The sequence below is a fragment of the Pseudomyxococcus flavus genome, from assembly GCF_050038885.1.
In the GTDB taxonomy this organism is placed as follows: Bacteria; Myxococcota; Myxococcia; order Myxococcales; family Myxococcaceae; genus Myxococcus; species Myxococcus flavus.
Map to the genome: position 1 here is coordinate 4614965 of NZ_CP143624.1, position 22119 is coordinate 4637083.

At 72.0% G+C, this 22119-nt stretch carries 12 protein-coding genes; 11 read left to right on the forward strand and 1 reads right to left on the reverse strand.

The genetic code is table 11. The features are described from left to right. Positions 1–361 precede the first annotated feature (361 nt). From VZL07_RS19360 to VZL07_RS19385, 6 genes are all read left to right on the forward strand, one after another. Positions 362–4705 carry a DEAD/DEAH box helicase gene (locus VZL07_RS19360; protein ID WP_426757074.1) on the forward strand — a complete coding sequence of 1448 codons (4344 nt, stop codon included), beginning with the start codon at positions 362–364 and terminating at the stop codon, positions 4703–4705. Between the two features lie 65 nt (positions 4706–4770). Continuing rightward, complete coding sequence (locus VZL07_RS19365; protein ID WP_426757075.1) at positions 4771–7341, forward strand: S8 family peptidase; 2571 nt, start codon at positions 4771–4773, stop codon at positions 7339–7341. A gap of 113 nt (positions 7342–7454) precedes the next feature. Further along, positions 7455–8054 (forward strand): biliverdin-producing heme oxygenase, encoded by a 600-nt coding sequence (locus VZL07_RS19370; protein WP_426757076.1) that lies wholly within the window; start codon positions 7455–7457, stop codon positions 8052–8054. Continuing rightward, positions 8035–10284, forward strand: coding sequence for an ATP-binding protein (locus tag VZL07_RS19375; RefSeq protein WP_426757077.1), 2250 nt, complete (start codon positions 8035–8037; stop codon positions 10282–10284). Before VZL07_RS19370 ends, VZL07_RS19375 begins: the two co-directional genes overlap by 20 nt. Next, positions 10281–10727, forward strand: a complete 447-nt coding sequence (locus VZL07_RS19380; RefSeq protein WP_426757078.1) for a response regulator — start codon at positions 10281–10283, stop codon at positions 10725–10727. Before VZL07_RS19375 ends, VZL07_RS19380 begins: the two co-directional genes overlap by 4 nt. Further along, positions 10724–11929, forward strand: coding sequence for an ATP-binding protein (locus tag VZL07_RS19385; RefSeq protein ID WP_426757079.1), 1206 nt, complete (start codon positions 10724–10726; stop codon positions 11927–11929). The genes VZL07_RS19380 and VZL07_RS19385 overlap by 4 nt, the downstream gene beginning before the upstream one ends. Positions 11930–11938: 9 nt before the next feature. Here VZL07_RS19385 and VZL07_RS19390 read toward each other — a convergent pair whose 3' ends face one another. Continuing rightward, positions 11939–12502, reverse strand: a complete 564-nt coding sequence (locus VZL07_RS19390) for a DUF420 domain-containing protein (protein ID WP_426757081.1) — start codon at positions 12500–12502, stop codon at positions 11939–11941. Between the two features lie 174 nt (positions 12503–12676). On the opposite strand from VZL07_RS19390, the gene VZL07_RS19395 reads away from it, so the two are divergent. The 5 genes from VZL07_RS19395 to VZL07_RS19415 are packed head-to-tail and all read left to right on the forward strand — an operon-like array spanning position 12677 to position 22119. Further along, the gene (locus tag VZL07_RS19395) at positions 12677–14698 is read left to right on the forward strand and encodes a DUF1585 domain-containing protein (RefSeq protein WP_426757082.1); all 2022 of its coding nucleotides are present in this window, start codon (positions 12677–12679) and stop codon (positions 14696–14698) included. Continuing rightward, positions 14698–15357 (forward strand): hypothetical protein, encoded by a 660-nt coding sequence (locus VZL07_RS19400; protein WP_426757083.1) that lies wholly within the window; start codon positions 14698–14700, stop codon positions 15355–15357. Before VZL07_RS19395 ends, VZL07_RS19400 begins: the two co-directional genes overlap by 1 nt. Positions 15358–15374: 17 nt before the next feature. Then, positions 15375–16805 carry a DUF1501 domain-containing protein gene (locus VZL07_RS19405; RefSeq protein ID WP_426757084.1) on the forward strand — a complete coding sequence of 477 codons (1431 nt, stop codon included), beginning with the start codon at positions 15375–15377 and terminating at the stop codon, positions 16803–16805. Positions 16806–16818: 13 nt separating this feature from the next. Next, a complete protein-coding gene (locus VZL07_RS19410) occupies positions 16819–18348 on the forward strand; it encodes a hypothetical protein (RefSeq protein WP_426757085.1) in 1530 nt (509 codons plus the stop codon). A 33-nt stretch (positions 18349–18381) separates the two neighbouring features. Next, on the forward strand, positions 18382–22119 hold the full coding sequence (locus VZL07_RS19415; protein WP_426757086.1) for an FG-GAP-like repeat-containing protein: 3738 nt from the start codon (positions 18382–18384) through the stop codon (positions 22117–22119).

Below are 22119 nucleotides of genomic sequence, written 5' to 3' on the forward strand. Positions count from 1 at the left end.
TCGCCTGGCAGGGACGGGCTTCTGCTCGTGTCGTGGGCCCGGAGAATCTCATGGGTGGGGCGCATGCTTTCGCTCCTCATTGGTGCTGAGGGGCGGTGTGCAAGGCACATTCCTCCTGTCCGTGCCGGGCGCGAGCACTGGAATGTTGCGCTGTCTCGATAGATGGAGGGGCTGTCAGGCATTGCGGATGACGTGTCCTGCGTGGGCGATGACGCGTCAGCGTGCTGCTCGGACGCAGGGGCGGCTTCCTGTCGGGCCCCCGGCCGGCGCCTGCGGCACCCGCGGGGGAGGGCGACTCACCGAGTTCCGTCGCGTTGACGCCGGGCTGTACCTGTGTTCAGGCTTGGCCTGGAGGTTCTCGATGGCCCCTCAAATCAGCCTCGATTTCGCCGCGGAGTTCGCGGCGCACCCGGCGCTGGCGCCGTTCCATCCGGTGGTGCGCCGCTGGTTCGCGGAGCGTCTGGGAGAGCCCAGCCGGCCCCAGGTGGAGGGCTGGCCGCTCATCCAGGCGGGCGAGGACGTGCTCATCGCGGCGCCCACGGGCAGCGGCAAGACGCTGACGGCCTTCCTCGCCGCGCTGGACGCGCTCTTCCGGCTGGCGCTGGAGGGAACGCTGCCGGACTGCACGCAGGTGCTCTACGTGTCGCCGCTCAAGGCGCTGGGCAACGACGTGCAGAAGAACCTGCTCCAGCCGCTGGAGGAGTTGCTCACCCGGGCCCGCTCGGAGGGCTACCGGCCACAGGAGCTGCGCGTCCAGGTGCGCAGCGGGGACACCCCGGCCTCCGAGCGCGCGCAGATGGTGCGGCGCCCTCCGCACATCCTCATCACCACGCCGGAGTCCTTCTACCTCTACCTGACGGCGGAGAAGGCGCGGGCCACGCTGCGCGCGGTGCGCACCGTCATCGTGGACGAAATCCACGCCCTGGCGCGGGACAAGCGGGGCAGCCACTTCGCGCTGTCCCTGGAGCGGCTCAAGGCGCTCACGGACGTGCGGCCCCAGCTCATCGGCCTGTCGGCGACGCAGAAGCCACTGGACGCCATCGCCGCGTTCCTCACCGGCGCCTCCCACCGGGACTGCAAGAAGGTGGAGGTAGGCCACCTGCGTCCGTGGGATTTGACGCTGGAGATTCCGGACGCCGAGCTGTCCTCGCTGGCCAGCCACGAGATGTGGGGGCAGGTCTACGACCGGCTGGTGGAGCTGACGGGGACGCACCGCACGACGCTCGTCTTCGTCAACACGCGGAAGATGGCGGAGCGCGTGGCGCACGACTTGGGCGAGCGCCTGGGCGAGGGCACCGTGGCGGCGCACCACGGCAGCATGTCGCGGGAGATTCGCCTGGCCGCGGAGGAGAAGCTGAAGTCCGGCCAGCTGCGGGCCATGGTGGCCACCGCGTCGCTGGAGCTGGGCATCGACGTGGGCAACGTGGACCTCGTCGTGCAGCTGGGCAGCACGCGCGCCATCTCCGTGCTGCTCCAGCGCGTGGGCCGCGCGGGGCACCACAAGGCCGGCATCTCCAAGGGCATCCTCTTCGCGATGACGCGCGACGAGCTGGTGGAGTGCGCCGCGCTCCTCAACGCCGTGCGCGAGGGAGACCTGGACGCGGTGCGCATCCCGGAGAAGCCGCTGGACGTGCTGGCGCAGCAGATTGTCGCCGCGTGCGCCTGCGAGGAGTGGGACGAGCGCGCCCTCTTCAGCCTCTTCCAGCGCGCGTACCCGTACCGGAACCTTACCTGGGAGGAGTACCAGGGCGTGCTGGAGCTCCTGTCGGAGGGCGTGGCGGCGCGCCGGGGCCGCGCGGGCATCCACCTCCACCGGGACAGGGTGAACCAGCGCCTGAAGGGCCGGCGCGGCGTGCGCATCACCGCGCTCACCAACGGCGGCGCCATCCCGGACACCTTCACCTTCAACGTCACCGCCGAGCCGGAGGGCAAGGTGGTGGGCACGCTGGACGAGGACTTCGCCGTGGAGTCCTCGCCCGGGGACATCTTCCTGCTGGGCAGCACCGCGTGGCGCATCCAGCGGGTGTCGGGCAGCACGGTGCAGGTGGAGGACGCGCGCGGCGCGCCGCCCAACGTGCCCTTCTGGCGCGGCGAGGCCCCGGGCCGCACGGACGAGCTGTCGCTCCAGGTGGGCCGGCTGCGCGAGGAGCTGCTGGCGCGCGAGGACGGCCCCGCGTTCCTCCAGAAGGAGCTGCGCATGCCGCCGCCCGCGGTGGACGCGCTGATGGGCTACCTGCGCACGGGGCAGAAGATGCTCGACGCGGTGCCCAGCCACACGACGGTGGTGGCCGAGCGCTTCTTCGACGAGGCGGGCGGGATGCAGCTCATCATCCACGCGCCCTTCGGCAGCCGCATCAACCGCGCGTGGGGCCTGGCGCTGCGCAAGCGCTTCTGCCGCTCCTTCGACTTCGAGCTCCAGGCGGCGGCCACGGAGGACGGCATCCTCCTGTCGCTGGGCGAGCAGCACTCCTTCCCGCTGGCGGAGATTTTCGACTTCCTCCACCCGGACCACGTGGAGGAGGTGCTGGTGCAGGCGGTGCTCCAGGCGCCGATTTTCGGCACGCGCTTCCGCTGGGTGGCCACGCGGGCGCTGGCGCTGAACCGGATGATGGGCGGCAAGCGCGTGGCGCCCAACCTCCAGCGCGCCCGCAGCGAGGACTTGCTGGCGGCGGTGTTCCCGGAGCAGGTGGGCTGCCAGGACAACCACGGCGGCGGTGACCTGGAGGTGCCGGACCATCCGCTGGTGAAGCAGACCATGGATGACTGCCTGCGCGAGGCCATGGACGTGGACGGCCTGCGCGAGGTGCTGCGCGGCATGCGCGAGGGCCGCATCCGTCTGCTGGCGCGCGACGTGCCGGAGCCCAGCCTCTTCGCGCACGCGATGATTCACAGCCAGCCCTACACCTTCCTGGACGACGCGCCCGCCGAGGAGCGGCGCGTGCGCAACGTGGCCCTGCGCCGCGCGATGCCCGTGGAGGACGTGACGGCCTTCGGCGCGCTGGACGCCACCGCCATCGCCACGGTGGTGGCGGACGCCGCCCCGCCGATGCGCGACGAGGACGAGCTGCACGACGCGCTGCTGCAGCTCATCCTGCTGCCCGCCGCGGAGGTGCCGCGCGGCCTGGCGACGCCCCTGTTCGAGCAGGGCCGGGTGGCGTGGATGGACCTGCCCGCCGGGCGTTTCCTGGTGTCCGCGGAGCGGGGCAGCGCGCTGCGGGTGCTCTTCCCCGATGCGCCCATGCAGCCGCCCTTGCCGGTGCTGGCGCATGACCGGCCCGTGGAGCGGGACGCGGCCGTGCTCCAGGTGGTGCGCGGCCGGATGGAGATGCTGGGGCCCACCACGGTGGCGGAGCTGGCGCGGCTCGTCGTGCTGGACGAGGACTCCGTCAACGCGGCCCTGCACCAGCTGGAGTCCCAGGGCAACGTGCTGCGTGGCCGCTTCCGCCCGCTGGAGGCGCCCCTGTCGGATGGCGCGAGCCCGCCGCTGGAGTGGTGCGACCGGCGCCTGCTCCAGCGCATCCACCGGCTGACGGTGGGGCGGCTGCGCAAGGAAATCGAGCCGCTGAGCGCGCAGGACTTCATGCGCTTCCTCTTCCGGTGGCACCACCTGGAGGAGCTGGACGCGCTGCGTGGCTCCACCGGCCTGCTCAAGGCCGTGCGGCTGCTGCAGGGCTACGAGGCGCCCGCCTCCGCGTGGGAGCGCTTCCTGCTGCCCGCGCGCATGCGCGGATACACGCCGGACCTGCTGGAGCGGGCCTGCTACGCGGGCGAGGTGGCCTGGGGGCGGCTGTCGACGAAGGAGGCGAAGCCCGCGCCGGGGCCTCGCAGGGGCGCGCCGGTGACGCCGCCGGAGCCCGCGCCCACGCGCTCCCGGGCGTCGCCCACGCGCAACGCGCCGCTGACCTTCACCCTGCGCGAGGACCTGGAGTGGATGCTCACCGCCGCGCGGCCCCACGCGGTGCTGGCGGATGGAGACGTCTGGACGCCGCCGGACCTGAGCGTGGCCGCCAGGGACGTGGTGGCGGTGCTGGAGCGGCGGGGCGCCTGCTTCTTCCAGGACCTGGTGTCGCGGGCGCGCCGGCTGCCCGCCGAAATCGAGGACGCGCTGTGGGAGCTGGTGGCGCGGGGCCTGGTGACGGCGGACGCGGTGCAGAACCTGCGGGTGCTCCAGAGCCCCGCGCACCGCAAGCGGCAGAAGCTGCTCCAGCGGGGCGGCCCGGGCCGCTGGAGCCTGCTGGCGCCCGCGGAGCCGAAGTCGCAGGACGAGGTGCTGGACTCGCTGGCGCGCCTCTTCCTCCAGCGCTACGGCATCGTCTGGCGGGACCTGGTGATGCGCGAGGCGCTGGCGCCCACGTGGCGTGAGCTGCTCTTCGTGTACCGCCGCATGGAGGCGCGCGGCGAGGTGCGCGGCGGCCGCTTCGTGGCGGGCTTCGTGGGAGAGCAGTTCGCGCTGCCGGAGGCGGTGGACATGGCGCGCTCGGTGCGCCGCCAGCCGCCGTCGGGCGTGCGGGTGCAGCTGTCCGGTGTCGACCCGCTCAACCTCACGGGCGTGGTGACGCCGGGGCCTCGCGTGCCGGCCTTGCCCGGCAACGTCGTGACCTACGTGGATGGCGTGCCGCGAGATGTCGGCGCACTGGACGATACCGCCGACGGCAACGTTGGAGAGGACACGGAAGACGGCGGCGGCGAAGCGATGGCGAGCTGAACGGCGGCGAGCCCGCGCGGTGCTGCTAGGGTATGCCCCTCGGTTCATCGCGAGGGGTCGTCCGCATGCGTCGCCTGTTGTTGATGGGACTGTTGCTGCTCACCGCCACTTCCTGTTCTGGCGACGAGGACGAGCCACCGCCGTCGGAGGAGCCGACTTCGAAGGGGCGCGTCCGGGGGCAGCTGACGCCCTTCCGGAGCAGTGAGCGGTCCGCGGGCGGCGTCGGCCCGGAGACGGTGCGCTCGCCGTTTCGTGCCGGCGAGCTGGAGACGCTGAAGCAGACGTTGCGAGCGCTCCACGCCCGCCGCGTGCGTGAGGAGCGGCAAGGCGCGAAGGCGCCGGGGCTCGCCATCGTCCCGTCCGAGCTGGGGCGCGTGCCGCATGAGCGTGCCTCCCGGGAGGACCCCACGATTCCTGGAGACGTCATCCTCCGCGTCGAGGAAGCGGACCTGCCGCCAGAGCGCGTGCTGGCGCTGGCGAAGCGCCCGGGGTTCCGCGCGGTCCACAAGGGCTACGCCAACGCGTACACGCACCTGGTGGGCTACGTCGCTTTGGACGGCAAGGCCGTGACGGCCGCGAAGACGCAGGCGTGGGCGGCGGAGCTCGCGCGGGTGCCCGGCGTGCGCTTCGCGGTCCGCAACGAGCGGATGCACGGCATGGCCGCGCCGAATGACCGGGGCTACAGCCTCCAGTGGCACTACCCCACGTTGAACCTGCCGGCCGCGTGGGACCTGGTGCCGGATGCGTCGGGCGTGGTGGTGGCGGTCCTCGACAGCGGCATCGTCGCCCACCCGGACCTGAACGCGAACGTGCTGCCGGGCTACGACATGATTTCGGACCCGGAGAACGCGGGGGACGGCGACGGCCGGGACGACAATCCTCGGGACGAAGGCGGCGACACGCCCAGCGGCGGCTCGTCGTGGCACGGCTCGCACGTGGCGGGCACCATCTCCGCGGACACGAACAACCTGGTGGGCGTCGCGGGCGTGGCGTGGAACGCGAAGCTGCTTCCGGTACGCGTGCTGGGCCGGGACGGCGGCACCGCCTTCGACATCGCGGCGGCCATCACCTGGGCCACGGGCGGCACCGTGCCGGGCGTGCCGCCCAACCCGAACCCCGCGAAGGTGGTGAACATGAGCCTGGGCGGCAGCGCGCCGCCGCAGGAACTCTACCAGGAGGCCATCGACGCGGCCTTGGACCGCGGGGCCATCATCGTCGTCGCGGCGGGCAACGAGGACGTGGACGCCCGCAACAGCACGCCGTGCAACCAGGACAACGTCATCTGCGTGGGCTCCACCAGCCTGGCGGGCCAGCGCAGCAGCTTCTCCAACTTCGGTGAGGACGTGGACGTGGTGGCCTCCGGCGGTGAGATGCGCGAGGACCTGAACGGCGACGGCTACCCGGACGGCGTGCTGTCCACGGTGCTGGATGAGAACGGGTTGCCGGCCTATGCCTTCTCGCAGGGCACCAGCATGGCCGCGCCCCACGTCGCGGGCGTGGTGGCGCTGATGGCGGCGGCGCGGCCGGAGCTGACGGCCGCGGTGGCGGAGGAGACGCTCAAGGCAACCGCCACGCCGCTGACCCACGCGCAGTGCCCGGAGGGCTGCGGCGCGGGGCTCGTCAACGCGCGCGCCGCGCTGGCCCGTATCGCCAACGTGGACCCGGGCACGCTGGACCCCCAGCTCAGCGTGACGACGTCCACGCTGTTCTTCGAGGGCAGCGGGACGCAGCTGCTCCCGCTCAGCAACGTGGGGGGCAATCGCGGGGGAGACCTGACGGTGACGGCCAGCGTCAGCGGCCCCGGCGCCTCGGCGGTGTCCTTCCCGCAGGGCAACACGGTCCGCGTCCCCGCCTTCGGCTCGGCCTCGCTGGCCGTGGCGGTGGACGCCTCCGGCCTGCCGGTGGGAGACACCGTGGTGACGATGAGCCTGGTGGGCTCGGGGACGGCGGGCTCGGCGACGGTGGCGGTGAAGATTGGCGTGGCGGGCGCCTCCCGGGACCTGGATGCCGTGGTCGCGTTCGTGTGGCAGGACGCACGCGGCGAGTGGCAGGCCTCACAGGACGCCATCGCCCTGGCGCGCGCCACCGCTGCCTACGTGTACAGCATCGACCTGGAGCCCCGGACGTACTTCGCGCTGGCCACCATCGACGATGACCAGGACGGGAACTTCTTCGAGGACGGCGAGCGCACCGGCTACTGGCGGAACGTGGATGCCTTCGAGCCCCTGGAGGTGCAAGCCGGCGTCACCCTCACGGACGTGAGCTTCGACCTGATTCCGCTGGCGCCCATTGACGACGACCCGGCGCTGGTGGTGGGCAGCGCCTGCGGCTCGGACGCGGACTGCCCGGGAGGCGTCTGCGTGACGGGCTATCCCGGTGGGTACTGCTCGATGAACTGCACCCAGGCGGCCTGTCCGGCGGGCTCGCGTTGCTACATCGTGGACTCGTCCACGGGCACCAAGGCGTGTCTGGCCACCTGCACGCGCGAGGTGGGGACGGGACAGGGAGACTGCCGCGCGGACTACGTCTGCTACAGCGACAGCACCGGCTCGGGCGCCTGCCAGCCGAACTGCTGGACCTCGGGCTTGTCGTGTGGGCTGGGGAGCACGTGTCTGCCCAGCGGCTTCTGTCTGTGATGCTCGGGCGCCCGCGTCCAGGGCGCGCGAGGGGTAGGGCGGTGGACAGTTGGCGGCAGTTCCAGGTTCCCTCCCGGGACTGACGGCGGCATCTTGCCGTCACCGTGTCCTTGATGCTGCGACTGAAGAGTGAGACGCGCCCGCACCACGAGCGCACCGAGGCACTGGTGCGCTTGCTGGACGCGGACCTGACGCCCTCGGCGTACGGCCATCACCTGGAAGCGCTCCTCGGCTTCTACGCGCCGCTGGAGGCGAAGCTCGCGTCCCTTGGACTGGACTCGGTGGCGGGGCTGTCCATCCAGACGCGGTGGAAGGCGCATCTGCTGGAAGCGGACCTGCGCGCGTTCGGCCACGACGCCCGCTCGCTCGCGCGACTGCCCCGCTGCGAGGACCTGCCCGCGCTTCCCGGCGTGCCCGAGGCGCTGGGCTGCCTCTACGTGCTGGAGGGCTCCACGCTGGGAGGCCAGCTCATCCTCCGGCACCTGCGCCGGCACTTCGAGGGCAAGCCGTCCGGCGCGTTCGCCTTCTTCACCGCCTACGGGGACGAGGTGGGCCCCCGATGGCGCGCTTTCGGGGAAGCCATCAACCAGGCCTCCGAGCTCGCGGCGGACGAAGCCTTCGATGCCCGCGTGGTGAGCGGCGCCCAGGAGACCTTCGACGCCTACGCTGCCTGGTTGCGACAGGAGCAGGCGCATGCCGTCCTCTCCGCCTGACATCGACCTGGGGCAGTGCGACCGGGAGCCCATCCACCTGCTCGGTGGCATCCAGCCCCATGGCGTGCTCCTCGCCTTCCATCCCGAGTCGGGCCGCATCGAGGTGGTGAGCGGCAACGCGGGGGCGCTGCTGGGACAGCCGCCCGCCTCGCTTCGAGGGCAGCCCATCACCACCGTGCTCGACTCCGAGGCCTTGCAGCGGGTGCGGGCGGGCACCAGCACGGGCCCCGTGTCCGTCCGGGCCGGAGGACGTGCCTGCTCCGCGCTGCTGCACGTCAGTGACGGGCTGTGCGTCCTGGAGCTGGAGCCGCTCACGGAAGCGGCGTCGCGCGCGGACGAGGCCGCCCTGTCCGCCATCCACACGGTGGTGTCGCCCCTGGGCCAGGGCCGTGGCACGTCCGCGCTGCTGCAGGCCGCCGCGGAGGGCGTGCGCGCGCTCACCGGCTTCGACCGCGTCATGGTGTACCGCTTCCACGCGGACTGGCACGGCGAGGTGGTGGCGGAGAGCCGGGCCGACGGAGTGGACGGCTACATGGGGCTGCACTTCCCCGCCAGTGACATTCCCGTCCAGGCGCGGGCCCTCTACCGGCGCAACCCGCTGCGCCTCATCGCGGACGTCCAGGCGCGGCCCGTGGGGTTGGTACCGCCCACGTTGCCGGAGACGGGCCAGCCGCTGGACCTGTCCGGCGCCGCGCTGCGCAGCGTGTCCGAGGTCCACCTCGAGTACCTGCGCAACATGGGCGTGGGCGCGTCCTTCTCCGTGTCGTTGCTGAAGGACGGCGAGCTGTGGGGGCTCATCGCCTGCCACCACCGCTCTCCTCGGCATGTGTCCGCCGCGCGGCGCCAGGCGTGTGAGGTGCTGGCGCGGCTGCTGGCGCTCCAGCTGGACGCGGAGGAGCGGGGCGCGGATGCGGGCACGCGTGCGCACCGGGCGACGCTCCTGGGCCGGCTCGTCGCGGGGTTGGAAGAGGGCGCGTCGCTGTCCGCCGCGCTGGAAGCGCATGGCGCGCTGTTGATGGCGCTCACGGGGGCCACGGGCGTGGCGCTCCTGCTGGGGGAGCCGCCCATCCTCCTGGGCCAGACACCTTCTGGCGACGAGGTGCTGGCCCTGGCCGAGCAGCTCGCGGGCGCGCCGGGGGCGAACGCCACCGTGCACACCGAGCGCCTGGGGACGTTGCACGCGCCGCTGGCCGCCCGCGCGGACGTGGCCGCGGGCCTGCTGGCGGTCCGGCTGGACCCGAAGGCGCCCCGCTTCGTCTTCTGGTTCCGCCCAGAGGTGGCGCGCACCGTCACCTGGGCGGGAGACCCGAACAAGCCCGTGCGGCTCGAGGACGGTCAGGCGCGGCTGCACCCGCGCGCTTCGTTCGATGCATGGCGGGAGGACGTGCGCGGCGCGAGCCTTCCCTGGACGCCCGCGGACGTGGAGGCGGCGGAGTCCTTCCGCGGCGCGCTGGTGGGCGTGGTGCTGCGCCACGCGGAGGAGCTGTCCCGGCTGTCACGCGCCCTGGCCCGCTCCAACGCGGAGCTGGAGTCCTTCAGTGGCTCGGTGGGGCACGACCTGCGCGAGCCGCTGCGGGGCATCCAGCAGTACACCTCCTTCTTCCTGGAGGACCATGGCGCGTCGCTCCCCCAGGACAGCCGTGAGCAGCTCCAGTCGGTGGTCTGGCTCGCCCGGCGGGCGCAGGCGATGCTGGAGGACCTGTTCGAGTACAGCCGGCTGGGGCGTACCGAGCTGGCCTGGCGCGAGGTGGACATGCAGGCGCTGGTGCAGGAGGCGCTCCTGGTCGTGTCCACCCGGTTCGAAGCAGGGCGGGTGGAGGTGCGCCTGCCTCGCCGCCTGCCCCGCGTCGCCTGCGACGAGGTCCGCATCCGCCAGGTCTGGGAGAACCTCCTGGCGAACGCGGCCAAGTACCAGGCCGCGCCCCCTCACTGGGTGGAGGTGGGCTACCTCGGGCCAGGAGAGGCGCGGCCCGAGGCGGCGGCGCGGCACGACGCGCCCTACGTTTTCTTCGTGAAGGACCCTGGCATCGGCATCGCCTCGCGGTTCCACGAGGCCATCTTCGAGATGTTCCGCCGGTTGCACCCCGTGCAGGCATACGGCGGAGGGACGGGCGCGGGCCTGGCCATCGCGCGCCGGCTGGTGCGGCTGCATGGGGGCGAGCTCTGGGTGGACTCCTCACCCGGGCAGGGCGCCACGTTCTATTTCACCCTGGGACGAGGCCCGGCATGACGATGCGCCGCCCCTTGCTCCTGGTGGAGGACAGCGACGCGGACGCGGCGGCCCCGGAGCGCATCGCGAGCCGACTGCCCATGCCTGCCTCGGTGGTCCGGGTGCGTGACGGTGAGCGCGCGCTGGACTCCCTGCACCGCCGGGGCGTGCACACCCAGGCGCCTCGGCCGGCCCTGGTGCTGCTGGACCTGCACATGCCCGGCATGAGCGGCCGCGAGGTCCTGGCCCACCTCAAGTGGGACCCGGACCTGCGCTGCATTCCGGTCATCAGCTTCTCGTCCTCGAAGAACCCGCTGGATGTCGACGGCGCCTATGCGGGCGGCGCCAACAGCTCCCTGTTCAAGCCGGAGGCCGGCGAGCAGCTCGAGGCCGCGGCCCGGGCGCTTCAGGCCTTCTGGCTCACCGCCGCGAGGCTGCCGGAGGAGACAGGGGCGGTGACATGAGCCCGGCCCTGCGAGTCCTGATGGTGGACGACAGCCCCTCGGACCGGTTCGCCGTGCGCCGGGCGCTGGATCGGGATGAGGAGCAGGCCTGGGCGCTGGACTCGGTGTCCTCGGCGGAGGAGGCCCTCACGGTGATCGCCGCGCAGCCGCCGGACGTGGTGCTCATCGACTTCCACCTGCCTGGCATGTCGGGGCTGGAGCTGTTGCGGCAGCTGCGTGCCCAGCCGCACGCCGCGCTTCCCGCGATGGTGATGCTCACCGGCAGCGGCAACGAGCGGGTCGCGGTGGAGGCGATGAAGTCCGGCGCCCAGGACTACCTCGTGAAGGATGCGTACAGCGCCGAGCGGCTCCGCCGGTGTCTCAAGGCGTCGGTGGAGACGGTGCGCATGATGCGCGAGCTGGAGGAGCGCCGGGCACAGACGGAGCGCGCGGAGCGGGAGGCACGCGAGGCGCTGGCCGTGCGCGACGAGCTCTTCGCTCTGGCCACGCACGACCTCAAGGGGCCGCTGCAAATCATGACGCTCAACGCCCAGTTGCTGCAGCGCCAGCTCTCGAAGAGCGCGCCCGGCGCCGCCCAGGCGTCACGGCTGGAGCACATCGTCCGCGCCGCGCACCGCATGGGGGAGCTCATCGACCAGTTCCTGGAGGCGACGCGCAACCAGGAGCGGCCCCTGAACCGCGAGCCCCTGGACCTGCTGGAGTTGGTGCGCTCCAAGGTGCACGCGCTGGAAGCCTCGGGCCGTCACCGCTTCGTGCTGCGCTCGGAGGGGGCGGCCTTCACCGGCCACTGGGACTCGCGCGCCCTGGAGCGCATCCTGGACAACCTGCTGGGCAACGCGGTGAAGTACAGCGCCGAGGGCACCACCGTCACCGTCGCGCTGGCGTCCGAGCCGGGCAGTCCGTCCGGCGGCGTGCGGCTCCAGGTGTCGGACGAGGGCATGGGCATTCCCACCGAGGACCTGCCCTTCGTGTTCGATCGCTTCCGGCGCGGACGGAACGTGGCGTCGGGCATCGGGGGCAGCGGGGTGGGGCTGGCCAGCGCCCGCCGCCTGGTGATGCTGCACGGCGGCACCATCCACGTGGAGAGCGAGGAGGGCCGCGGCGCCACCTTCATCGTGCGGCTCCCACGCACCGCGTCCCGGTTGGAAGCGCCGGAGGAAGCGGCGCTTCCCGAGGCCGAGTCCGTCTCCTCCACGCCGTGACGGCGGACGTCAGAGAACGGCGGGGGCGCTGCCGCGCAGCATGAAGTACACGACGACGCCCGTCACCGACACGTAGACCCAGATGGGCGCCAGCCACCGCGTCACCTTGCGGTGCCGGACGAAGTCCTGGCGCCACGTGAAGTAGAAGGCCACCAGCGCCATGGGCACCACGGGGATGGACAGCAGCACGTGGCTGGCCAGGATGCACAGGTACAGCGCGCGCCAGTCGCCCACGTAGCGCGTGTCGCCATGCACGAAGTGGTAGGCCAGGTAGCACACCAGGAACAGCGCGGACATGGTGAAGGCCGACACCATCAGATACTGATGGACCTGCCGCGCCCCGCGCTTCACCGCCACCCAACCGCCGATGAGCAGCGCGGCGGCCGTGGCGTTGAGACCGGCGTTCACCGCCGGGAGGAAGCGCAGGTTGACGCCCTCCACCGGGCCCCCGCTCCTCACCAGCAGAATCCAGCCGATGAAGGCCAGCGCCACGGCGGAAACGACCGCGGTGAAGATGAAGAAGGCCCGGTCACTCACCCGGGGCTGGAGCGCGGCAGGGGCGGCGTTCGACATGGTGGTCCCCTATCTCGCGCGGGCCGGGGCCGGTTGCAACTCCGTCGGAAGGAGTGGTGCGATTAGGGGGCATATGTCGGATGGAATGTTTCATTAGCTGTCACTGGATCTTGAAACTGTAATTCCTGCATACTGGGACTGGTCTTCCCCGACCCCCCATCCGGAGGTCCCCCCGTGCTCCGTGTGCGCTACCTCGCCCACCTGGCGAGTGCCGCCCTGCTGCTGGCCTTGCCAGCCTCTGCTCAAGAGGCTGTCTGTTCACCAGTTGTCGCCAAGGTGCCCCTGGAGCGGCATCTGAGGCAGCTGTCGCTGGACCTGCTGGGCCGCCCTCCCACCTATGAGGAGTACCAGGCCATCCAGGCCAAGGGGTCCATCGGCGTGGAAGACATCCGCGCGATGATGACGAAGGACGAGTTCAACGCGCGCATCCGCAGCTATCACCGGGCGTTGCTGCGTTCGAACCTCTCCAGCAGCCTCAACAACAACCAGAACTCGCGGGTGACCGGTAACGGCAGCACCAGCGCGTATGGCATCGCGGGCAACCCCGCTGCGACGCTGCGCGGCGCCAACGGCGCCACGTGCAACTCCGACATCGCACAGGACGCGTGCCTCACGGCGGAGCAGCCGGACGCACACGCGGCGCCGCTCACCGCGCAGCCGCGCACCAGCTGCTACGACGACTATGGCGTGCCGCTGGCGGTCAGCTACGACTACGACACGAACTACTATGCCTGCACGCCGCTCCAGCCGACCACGGCGGGCGCCACGGCGAAGTGCTCGGACCTGCTGAGCACCAGCCACCCGCAGCACAAGTATCTCTACTTCTGCGACCAGCGCGGCTCGGGCAGCAGCGCGGGCGCCTTCATCTGCAAGCCGGACCCGGAGAAGGCCACCACGTCCGCGCTGACGGTGGAGGAGATGGACGGCACCAAGGTCCGGGCGTTCCGCCACCCCAACCCGGACTCCAACCCGGCGCTCACCGAGCTGAAGCGCTGCACGCTGGACCTGGAGCTGCGCAACGGCCTCCGGGGCAACTACGGGGTGCAGCGCGGCTGCGTCCTGCGCGAGGGCTATGTGATGAAGCCCGCGCCCTACTGGTCCACGGACAAGTCGCCGGAGAGCGTCAAGGTGTGCGCCATCGACGCGCAGGAGCGCAACCACAACCCGTGGACGATGGCGTCCTGTGAGACGTCGCGCTTCTCCTCGGACCGCAGCTGCGGCTGTGGCGAGGGGATGCGCCGCTGCGAGGTGGCCGCCATCGCCGCCCAGGACATCAAGGCGGTGCACACCCAGCGCGTGGATGCCTTCAACGAGGAGCCCCTGCGCATCGCCGAGTCCGTGGTGCAGCGCGACGAGCCCTACTTCAACATCCTCACCACCCGCCGCTCGTTCGTGAACGGCACCCTCTCCGAGTACTTCCGCAACAACCAGGGCGTGGGCGTCTTCAACGTGACGGCGCCCGCCTCTCCGGGCGCGATACCGGCGGTGCCCTACAACAACGCGGACACCTGGGCGGAGTACACGCGGAGCGAGGGGCACTCGGGCGTGCTCACCACGCCGTCCTACCTCTACCGCTTCCCCACGCAGCGCGCGCGCGTGAATCACTTCTACGAGGCCTTCCTCTGCAAGACATTCGCGCCGCCGACGGGCGCCTCGTCCCCCGCGCCCGATGATGCCTGCAACCGCGAGAACAACCTGGCGGTGCGCTGCGGCTGCAACTACTGCCACGCCACCATCGAGCCCACGGGCGCCCACTGGGGCCGCTACGCGGAGCGCTCCGCGCAGTTCCTGGCGCCCGACCAGTTCCCCCGCTTCGACCCGAAGTGCCGTGACTGCGCCCTCAACGGCGACACCAACTGCGGCGGCGAGTGCAGCCAGTACGTCATGCAGGCGTACGACGGCGACGGCGCCAGCAGCCTGGGCATGCTCAAGACGTACCTCTACCGCACGCCGGACGAGGAGCAGAACATCGAGGCCGGCCCCGCGCTGCTGGTGCAGAAGATGCTCCAGTCCGGGGACCTCGAGCGCTGCACGGTGCGCCGCATCTGGACCGAGTTCCTCGGCCGCCCGATGACGGCGGAGGAGCAGCGCATGTACCTGGCGCCGCTCGCCCAGGACTTCGCTCGCAGTGGTCACCGCCTCAAGGCGCTCATCGAGCGCGTGGTGACGTCCGACGCCTACCGGAGGATTGACTGATGCGCCGCCTCGTCTTGACCGCCGCGCTCCTCGCGCTGGCCACCGGCTGCTCGAAGGATGACGCGCAGTCCACCGACGGGCTCATCGAGCCCATCCCCAACCCGCACCAGCCCGGGGACTTCACGCCCCTGCCGGACCCCGAGGCCCAGGAGGGCAGCGTGGGCCGCGCGCCGCGCCGGCTCACCGTGGCCCAACTGGACGCCGCCATCCTCGGGGCGGTGGGGCAGCGCTGGACCGACCTCGACTCGCGTGCCACCTCCATGGGGCGCGCGGACTACGCCCTGGTGGTGAGCGAGAACACCGAGCCCAACCTCGTGTTCGCCAAGTTCCTGGAGGACGGCGCGCGCAAGGTGTGCATCAACCAGGCGTCCGCCGAGATGCGCATGACGGACCCGGCGGCCCGCACCATGGGCCGGATGCTGCCGGAGAAGTGGGATGACCTGACGAAGCTGACGGACGCCGAGGTGCGCGCACAGCTCGTCTACATGTCCACCCGCTTCTGGGGCGCGCCGCTGGCCGGCGAGGAGCTGACGAAGTGGACGTCCTTCTTCACCCAGGCCGCGGCCCGGGTGCAGACCCTCTCCTCTTCCAAGCGCCATGAGACGTTGGCCGTGGTGTGTATCGCCATGCTGACGGACCCGCGCTTCATCACCTACTGACGCTCGGAGTGCCTGCGATGAAGAAGAACCGCCACGACGAGAATTGCGCGCAGGGCTGCGCCCACGGGCGCCGCACCTTCCTGAAGGCCGCCGCGGGTTTCATGGGCTCCACGCTGCTGGGTGGCGTGCCGTTCCGCGCCTTCGCCCAGGCCGCGGAGCTGGCGCCGCCGGACCGCTGCTTCGTCTTCGTCTACTTCAACGGGGGCTGGGACCAGCTGCTGGCCTTCGACCCCCGGGACCCCACCGAGTTCACCGCGGAGCGGGCCTCGGAGACGAAGATCCTCCCGGGCTACGACCAGATAAGGGACTCGCGCTTCGAGTCCCGACCGCTCATCCCCGCCGAGCGCGCGGGGGCGGGCCGGCCGAACATCGACTTCGGGCCCGCGGTGGGGACGCGGCTGGCCGCCCACTATGACCTGATGACCGTGGTGCGCGGCATCAACATGAACACGCTGGGCCACGAGGTGGGCTACCGCTACTTCCTCACCGGGAAGATGCCCATTGGCAGCGCGGCCCGTGGGTCCTCCACCGCGACGGAAATCGTGGGGCAGATGAAGCCGCGCGTGCCCATCGCGTCCATCTCCTACAACGTGGAGTCGTACAACGACCGGTACGGCGGCTATGCCAACGCGCTGCGCGTCAGCCGCCGGGACGACCTGCTCCTGACGCTGAAGGGCAGCTCGGACAAGCTGGACAGCGAGCTGGAGAACCAGCTGCTCGACTTCCGAGGCCAGCCCATCAACTGCGAGCAGGCGGCCTATGGCGCGCGCGGGCTGGGCGCCACCTACGCCAACAGCCAGGACCAGATGCGGCTCATCCAGTCCCAGGGCCTGGACAAGGCCTTCGACTTCCTCGCGGCGGCCAGCCAGCCGCACGGCCCGGAGATGGCGGCCATTCGCCAGCACTACAACCTGAACAACACCAACGACGTGAACGGGGAGCGCGGCCGCGCCGCCACGGTGGCCACCGCGCTGAAGAAGGGCATCGCCCAGTGCGTCACCGTCAACCTGATTGGCGGCCTGGACACGCACTTCGGCACCCAGCTCACGCACGCCAACAACCAGCGGCGCGGCTTCGACGCGCTGGCCATGCTGGTGGAGGACCTGCGCGCCAGCCCGCATCCGTCGGGCGGCACCTTCATGGACCACACCACCATCATGGTGTTCTCCGAGTTCTCCCGCACGCCGCTCATCAACAGCTCCGGTGGCCGTGACCACCACCTGAGCAACTCCGCGCTGCTGATGGGCGCCGGCGTGAAGCACAACTTCGTGTTCGGCCGCAGCGGCGACATCGGCATGGCGCCCGGGACCTTCGACCTGCGCACCGGCGCGTCGGACCCGAACGGTGAGAACATCCTGCCCGAGCACGTCATCGCCACCGTGCTGGCGTCCGCCGGGCTGGACTACAGCATCACCCGCGTCGAACCCCTGCGTCCCATCCTCGCCTGAGCCGTCCATCCGCATGCGCATGCTTCCGAGGGCTTCCGCCTCCGCCGTTCTCTCCCTGCTCTCGCTCGTCGTCCTCGGGGCCTGTGCGGAGGAAGGTTCACTCCCGCTCGACACCCCCGAGCTGACGCCCTTCCAGCCGGCCCAGGTCCAGGCCGTGACGGCCCTGGCCCCGCTGTCCGGCTTCGCGGACCAGGCAGGGGGCGGCGTCTTCGCCAGCGCGTCGCGCGAGCTCGTGCGGCTGCGGCTGGACGGCTCGCTCGGCGCGATGGAGCCCCACCCGGGGAACACCGCGGCGGCTGGCGCCATCCAGGGCGTCTTCCGCCTGGGGCCCCACAGCGCCCTGGTGGAGACGCAGAACGGCCTCTTCCTGGCGGAGTCGGGGTGGCTCATCGAGCCGCCCTGGCGGCAGGCGCTGGGGCCGGGCGTCATCGCCACGGCGCAGTCCGCGGACGGCGCGGTGTGGATGGCGCATGCCCGCGGCCTCTTCCGGCTGCAGGAGGGCACGCTGGCGGAGCTGAAGGTGGATGGCGCGTCGGTGACGGGCATCACCTCGCTGGCGGCTGCGCCGTCCCCGGAGAACATGCCCGGGGTGTGGTTCCTGCGGGACGGCATCCTCGGCGTGGCGGTGGCCGTCAGCACCACCCAGTACCGGGTGCACGCCCCGGGCGCGCCCCTGGCGGCGGGTGAGACGCTCCTGTCGCTGGCGGGCATCGGGCCCGCGGTGGGCACCAACGGCGAGCTGTGGGCGCTCACCACCCAGGGCCTGCTGCGCCGGACCCGCGACGGCTGGCGCCGCGTGGAGCTGGCGCACAAGCCGGAGCAGCTGGTGGGGTCGGGCCGCTTCCTGTGGGCCCGCGCCGGCGGCGCGCTGCTCCACTACGACGCGGACGCCAACGCCTGGGGCGTGGCCGAGGCCGCCGCCGCGGGTGACTTCCAGTTCCTCGCGGCGGACGAGAGCGGCAGCGTCTGGGTGCACCGGGCCGGCACGTCCGTCGCGCTGAGCCGCGTGCTGGTGCCCCGCCTGCTGGGGCTCTACCAGGGCCTGCGGCTGGTGGAGGACGGGCTGGTGGTGCGCGCGGTGATGCCGCCGGGCCCGGCGCCCACGAGCGTCGTCTACAAGCTGGGCGCCACGGAGATTCCCACCGAAGGGCCGGACTACAGCCTGGGGGGCCTGGAGGCGGATGGCACGCACCGGGCCTACTCCTTCGCGACGCTCGAGGCCGGCCGCTACGTGCTGGCGGTGGTGGCGCGTTACGAGGACGGCTCGGAGGCGCAGCGCTCGGTGCCGTTCGACTTCGCCCCCTTGAACGCGGGGCCGCTGAGCTGGGACAAGGACATCCGTCCCATCCACGAGGCGCGGTGCCGCAACTGCCACAACAACGCCAGCGCGGCCCGTTCGCTCGACAGCTACGAGCTGTGGCGGGCGAACGCGCCCATCATCACCGCGGCCGTGCGGGACCAGCGGATGCCCGCCGATGGGCCCATGGACCCCGAGCTCATCTCCCGCATCCAGCGTTGGGCCGCCTCCGGCGCCCGGCCCTGAAGCAACGCGCAGTCTCCCCCCGAGGTACCTGACATGACCCGACTGTCCCGCGCGGCCCCCCTCCTCGCGCTCCTCGCCGCGGCTTGCTCGGATGAGCCAGCGCCCGCGCGCGTGGAGGAGCCCCCGCAGACGGACCAGTGTGTCGGCCTGGATGCGCTGACGCTCAGCGCGGAGCCCCCGCGCGTGCGCGTCTCGGGGCTGGTGAACCTGGTCGCCACCGGGGGCAGCGGCAACTACCGCTTCATGCTGGAGCCGGGTGGTTCTTCCGGCGAGCTGGTGGCCAACCGCTTCGTGGCGGGCCGCACGCCCGGCACCGACACGTTGGTGGTGGAGGACGCGCGCTGCCCCGGCGTGAGCGCCACCACGCAGGTCAGCGTGATGGCCCACTTCCACGTCGCGCCGGTGCGCGCCGAGCTGCGCCCGGGCACGTCCTTCCAGGTCGTCACGGATGGCTTGCTGGGCTCGGCCACGTACCTGCTGTCGGCCAACGGCTCCGGGGGCACCGTCACCCCGGACGGCGTCTACACGGCCGGCACGCGCGAGGGCCTGGACGTCATCACCGTGCGCGACAGCCAGTCGGGCGATGAGCTGATGCTCCAGTACGAGGTGCGTGAGAATGCCCGGCTGACGGGCGCGCCGGCGTACCTGGCGGTGCCCTCGGGCTCGTCCGTGCCGCTGGCCACGCGCGGTGGCAGCGACCAGGTGAACTGGACGAAGGAGTCCGGTCCCGGAACGCTCGCCAACGGGCGGTTGATGCTCGAGCCGGGCGCCACCGGCGTGGCGGTGCTGAGCGCGGCGGACCCCTTCACCGGTGACACGGCCCGGGTGTCGGTGCGGGTGCTGGACGAGCTGATGCGGCCGGGGCTGGCGCACGGCCGGCTGACGGACGTCGCCACCATGGTGACGGCGGACTTCGACGGCGACGGCCATCCGGACCTGGCGGTGGGGCAGCGCGAGAGCGACCTCAACCAGCCGTCGGGCGGCGCGGTGTTCATCTTCAAGGGGGGCAGCGGCGGCCTGCCGTCGGAGCCCACCTGGGTGCTCACCGGCGCCACGGAGACGGCCCAGTTCGGTGACGCGCTGGCCGCCGGCGACCTGGACGGCGATGGGCGCGCGGAGCTGCTGGTGTCCTCGCCGGGCGCGGACGTGGCCGTCACCAACGCCGGCGCGGTGTACCTCTACACGTTCCGCAGCGGGGCCCCCGAGCCGCTGCGCCAGCAGCTCACCGGCCTGCTGCGCAACGCGGCGTTCGGCTCGGGCATGGTCATCGCGGACTTCGAGGGCGACGGCGACCTGGACGTCGTGGTGGGCTCGCCCCTGGGCGACCTGGCGCCCACCAACGCCATCCGCAACCGCGGCACGGTGGACATCTTCGCGTCCAGCCGGGGCTCGCCGGTGCCGGACGTCCCGGCGGTGCGGCTGGGCGGCTGGGACCTGGCGCAGGACGGCACGCTGGTGTCGCGCAGCAACTCGGAGCTGGGACGGGCGCTGGTGACGGGTGACCTCAACGGCGACGGCCGGGTGGACCTGGCGGCGCTGAGCCGGGTGTCCCGCTACAACAGCTCGGGGGCCGTGTCGGGCTCGCAGGTGGCCATCTCCGTCTTCCTGGCGCGCGGCGAGGGCTCGCGCTTCCGGGCGTCTCCGGACGTGTACGTGCTGCCGGCGAACACGGCGGACACCAACGAGGGCACGTGGCGGCTGGACGTCATCCCCGGGGAAGGTGAGCGGCCGCCGCTGCTGCTGGCCGTGGCGGACCGGGCGGACTCGCCGGACCTTCGCACCAGCGGCGGCCTCCAGTCGGGCAACGACTCCGGTGGCGCGCTGCTGTTCGACCTGACGGGCTACACCGCCACGGGCGACCCCGCCAACAAGCCGCCGCAGGTGAAGCGCGAGGACGCCTTCGCTCGCATCTACGGCGAGGCCAGCGGCATCCAGGCGGGGCGCAGCTGGGCCTTCCTGGACGTCGATGGCGAGCCGGGCATGGAGCTGCTGCTGGGCGCGCCGTACGCGTCCGCGCCGTCGGGCCAGGGCAACGGCACGCTGCGCTACAGCGGGAAGATTCTCATCTATCCGCTGGTGACGTTGCAGAAGGGCGCCGTCATCAACCGGCCCCAGACGGTCATCAACGGGACGGCCGTGTCGGACACGCTGGGCGCGGGGCTGTCGACGTGGGGCCCGCCGGGCAGCCTCTCGCTGGTGGCCTTCGCGGGCCGGGCGTCCTCGGAGCAGGGCGCCTTCACCGGGAGCGTGGAGCTGTTCCAGCGTCAGGGCGAGTCGGTGGCGGAGTGGACGCGCACCAGCGTCCGGGTGCCGGCCAGGCCGAGCGTGGAGCGCTTCGGCGAGGCGGTGGCGATCACGCAGGGGCCGCAGGGCCGGGCGCTGGTGCTGACCGGCGCTCCGGGCTGGTCCGGCCCCGGCACCAGCAATGACGGTAACGCCCTGGCCATTGGCCGCGCCTACGTGCACGACGTGAGCGCCCCCGCGGCGGCGACGGTGGTGGAGGAGGGCGTGCCCTCGCCGCACCGAGCCGGCCGCAACGTGGGCGTGGACGTGGCCTTCACCGACTTCAACGGCGACGGCCGCCCGGACCTGGTGGTGGGCGCGTCCAACTTCTACGTGCCGGGCACGGGGACGACGAGCTCGAACAACGAGCTCAACAACACGTACACCTCGGTGAAGGCCGCGTGCGTCACCAGCGGCACCCAGTCCACGGGCGGTGCGCTGGTCTCCCTGGGGCAGGCGGACGGCAGCTTCACGCCGGCGTACCGGCTCTTCGCCACCTACCAGATTGAGGGGTGCACGCCGGAGACGGAAGCCAGGTGCCGGCGCACGGGCATGGGGCGCGGCGTGGTGGGCGGCTTCGACCTCAACGGCGATGGCAAGGACGACGTGGGGCTGCTGCGCAACGACGGCATGGACGTGTTCCTGGGCCGCGCGCCCGAGGACGCGTCGCTGGCGAAGCTGACCATGGCGTGCGACGCCGTCTACACGTGGCCGTCCATGGACATCCAGACGTCCGCGCCGGCCTCACTGGGCGACCTCAACGGCGACGGCTGTGACGAAGTGGCCTGGCGCTACGCGGAAGGCTCGCGCTCCGGCGTGGCCATCCTGCTGGGCTTCGACGCGGGCGGGACACGCTGCGGCGGGCGCCGGACGGCCACCGTGTGGCGCATCGCGGGCGACAGCGAGGTGCAGCTCTCCAACATGGGACTGGGCGTGAGCATGGTCCGCGCCGGGCGCTTCCTCGGCGACACGCGCGACTTCCTGGCCATCAGCGCCACCAGCGTTCAGTTCAACGGCGTGACGCAGCCGGTGGTCCTGCTCTTCGACAAGGCGGTGCTGCAGCGGAAGATGGCGGACCTCCAGGCCGCGGGACAGCCGCTGGTCGCCGGAGCGCTGGGCGACGGGCTCGACCCCGTGGTCCTGGTCCACCGGCACCGCGCGGTGAACTTCGGCACGCGGCTGGAGGGCGGCTTCGACCTGACGGGCGACAACATCCCCGACCTGCTGGTGTCGGCGCCAGGTGCGTCCGAGGCCTCCGACGGTGGCGGCGCCGTGTTCCTCTATGCCGGCGGGGTAGGCCAGGAAGGCGCGCTTTCGCCGTTCCTCATGGTGGTGGGAGATGGCTCGGAGCGCGGGGCGCTGGGACAGGACATGGCGGTGATGCCAGGCAGTGGCAGCACGCCGCCCATGCTCGTCGTCGGCGCGCCGCGCAGCTACCGGACGGGGACGCAGAACGGCACGGCCTTCGTGTTGCCGCTCGGCTTCTGA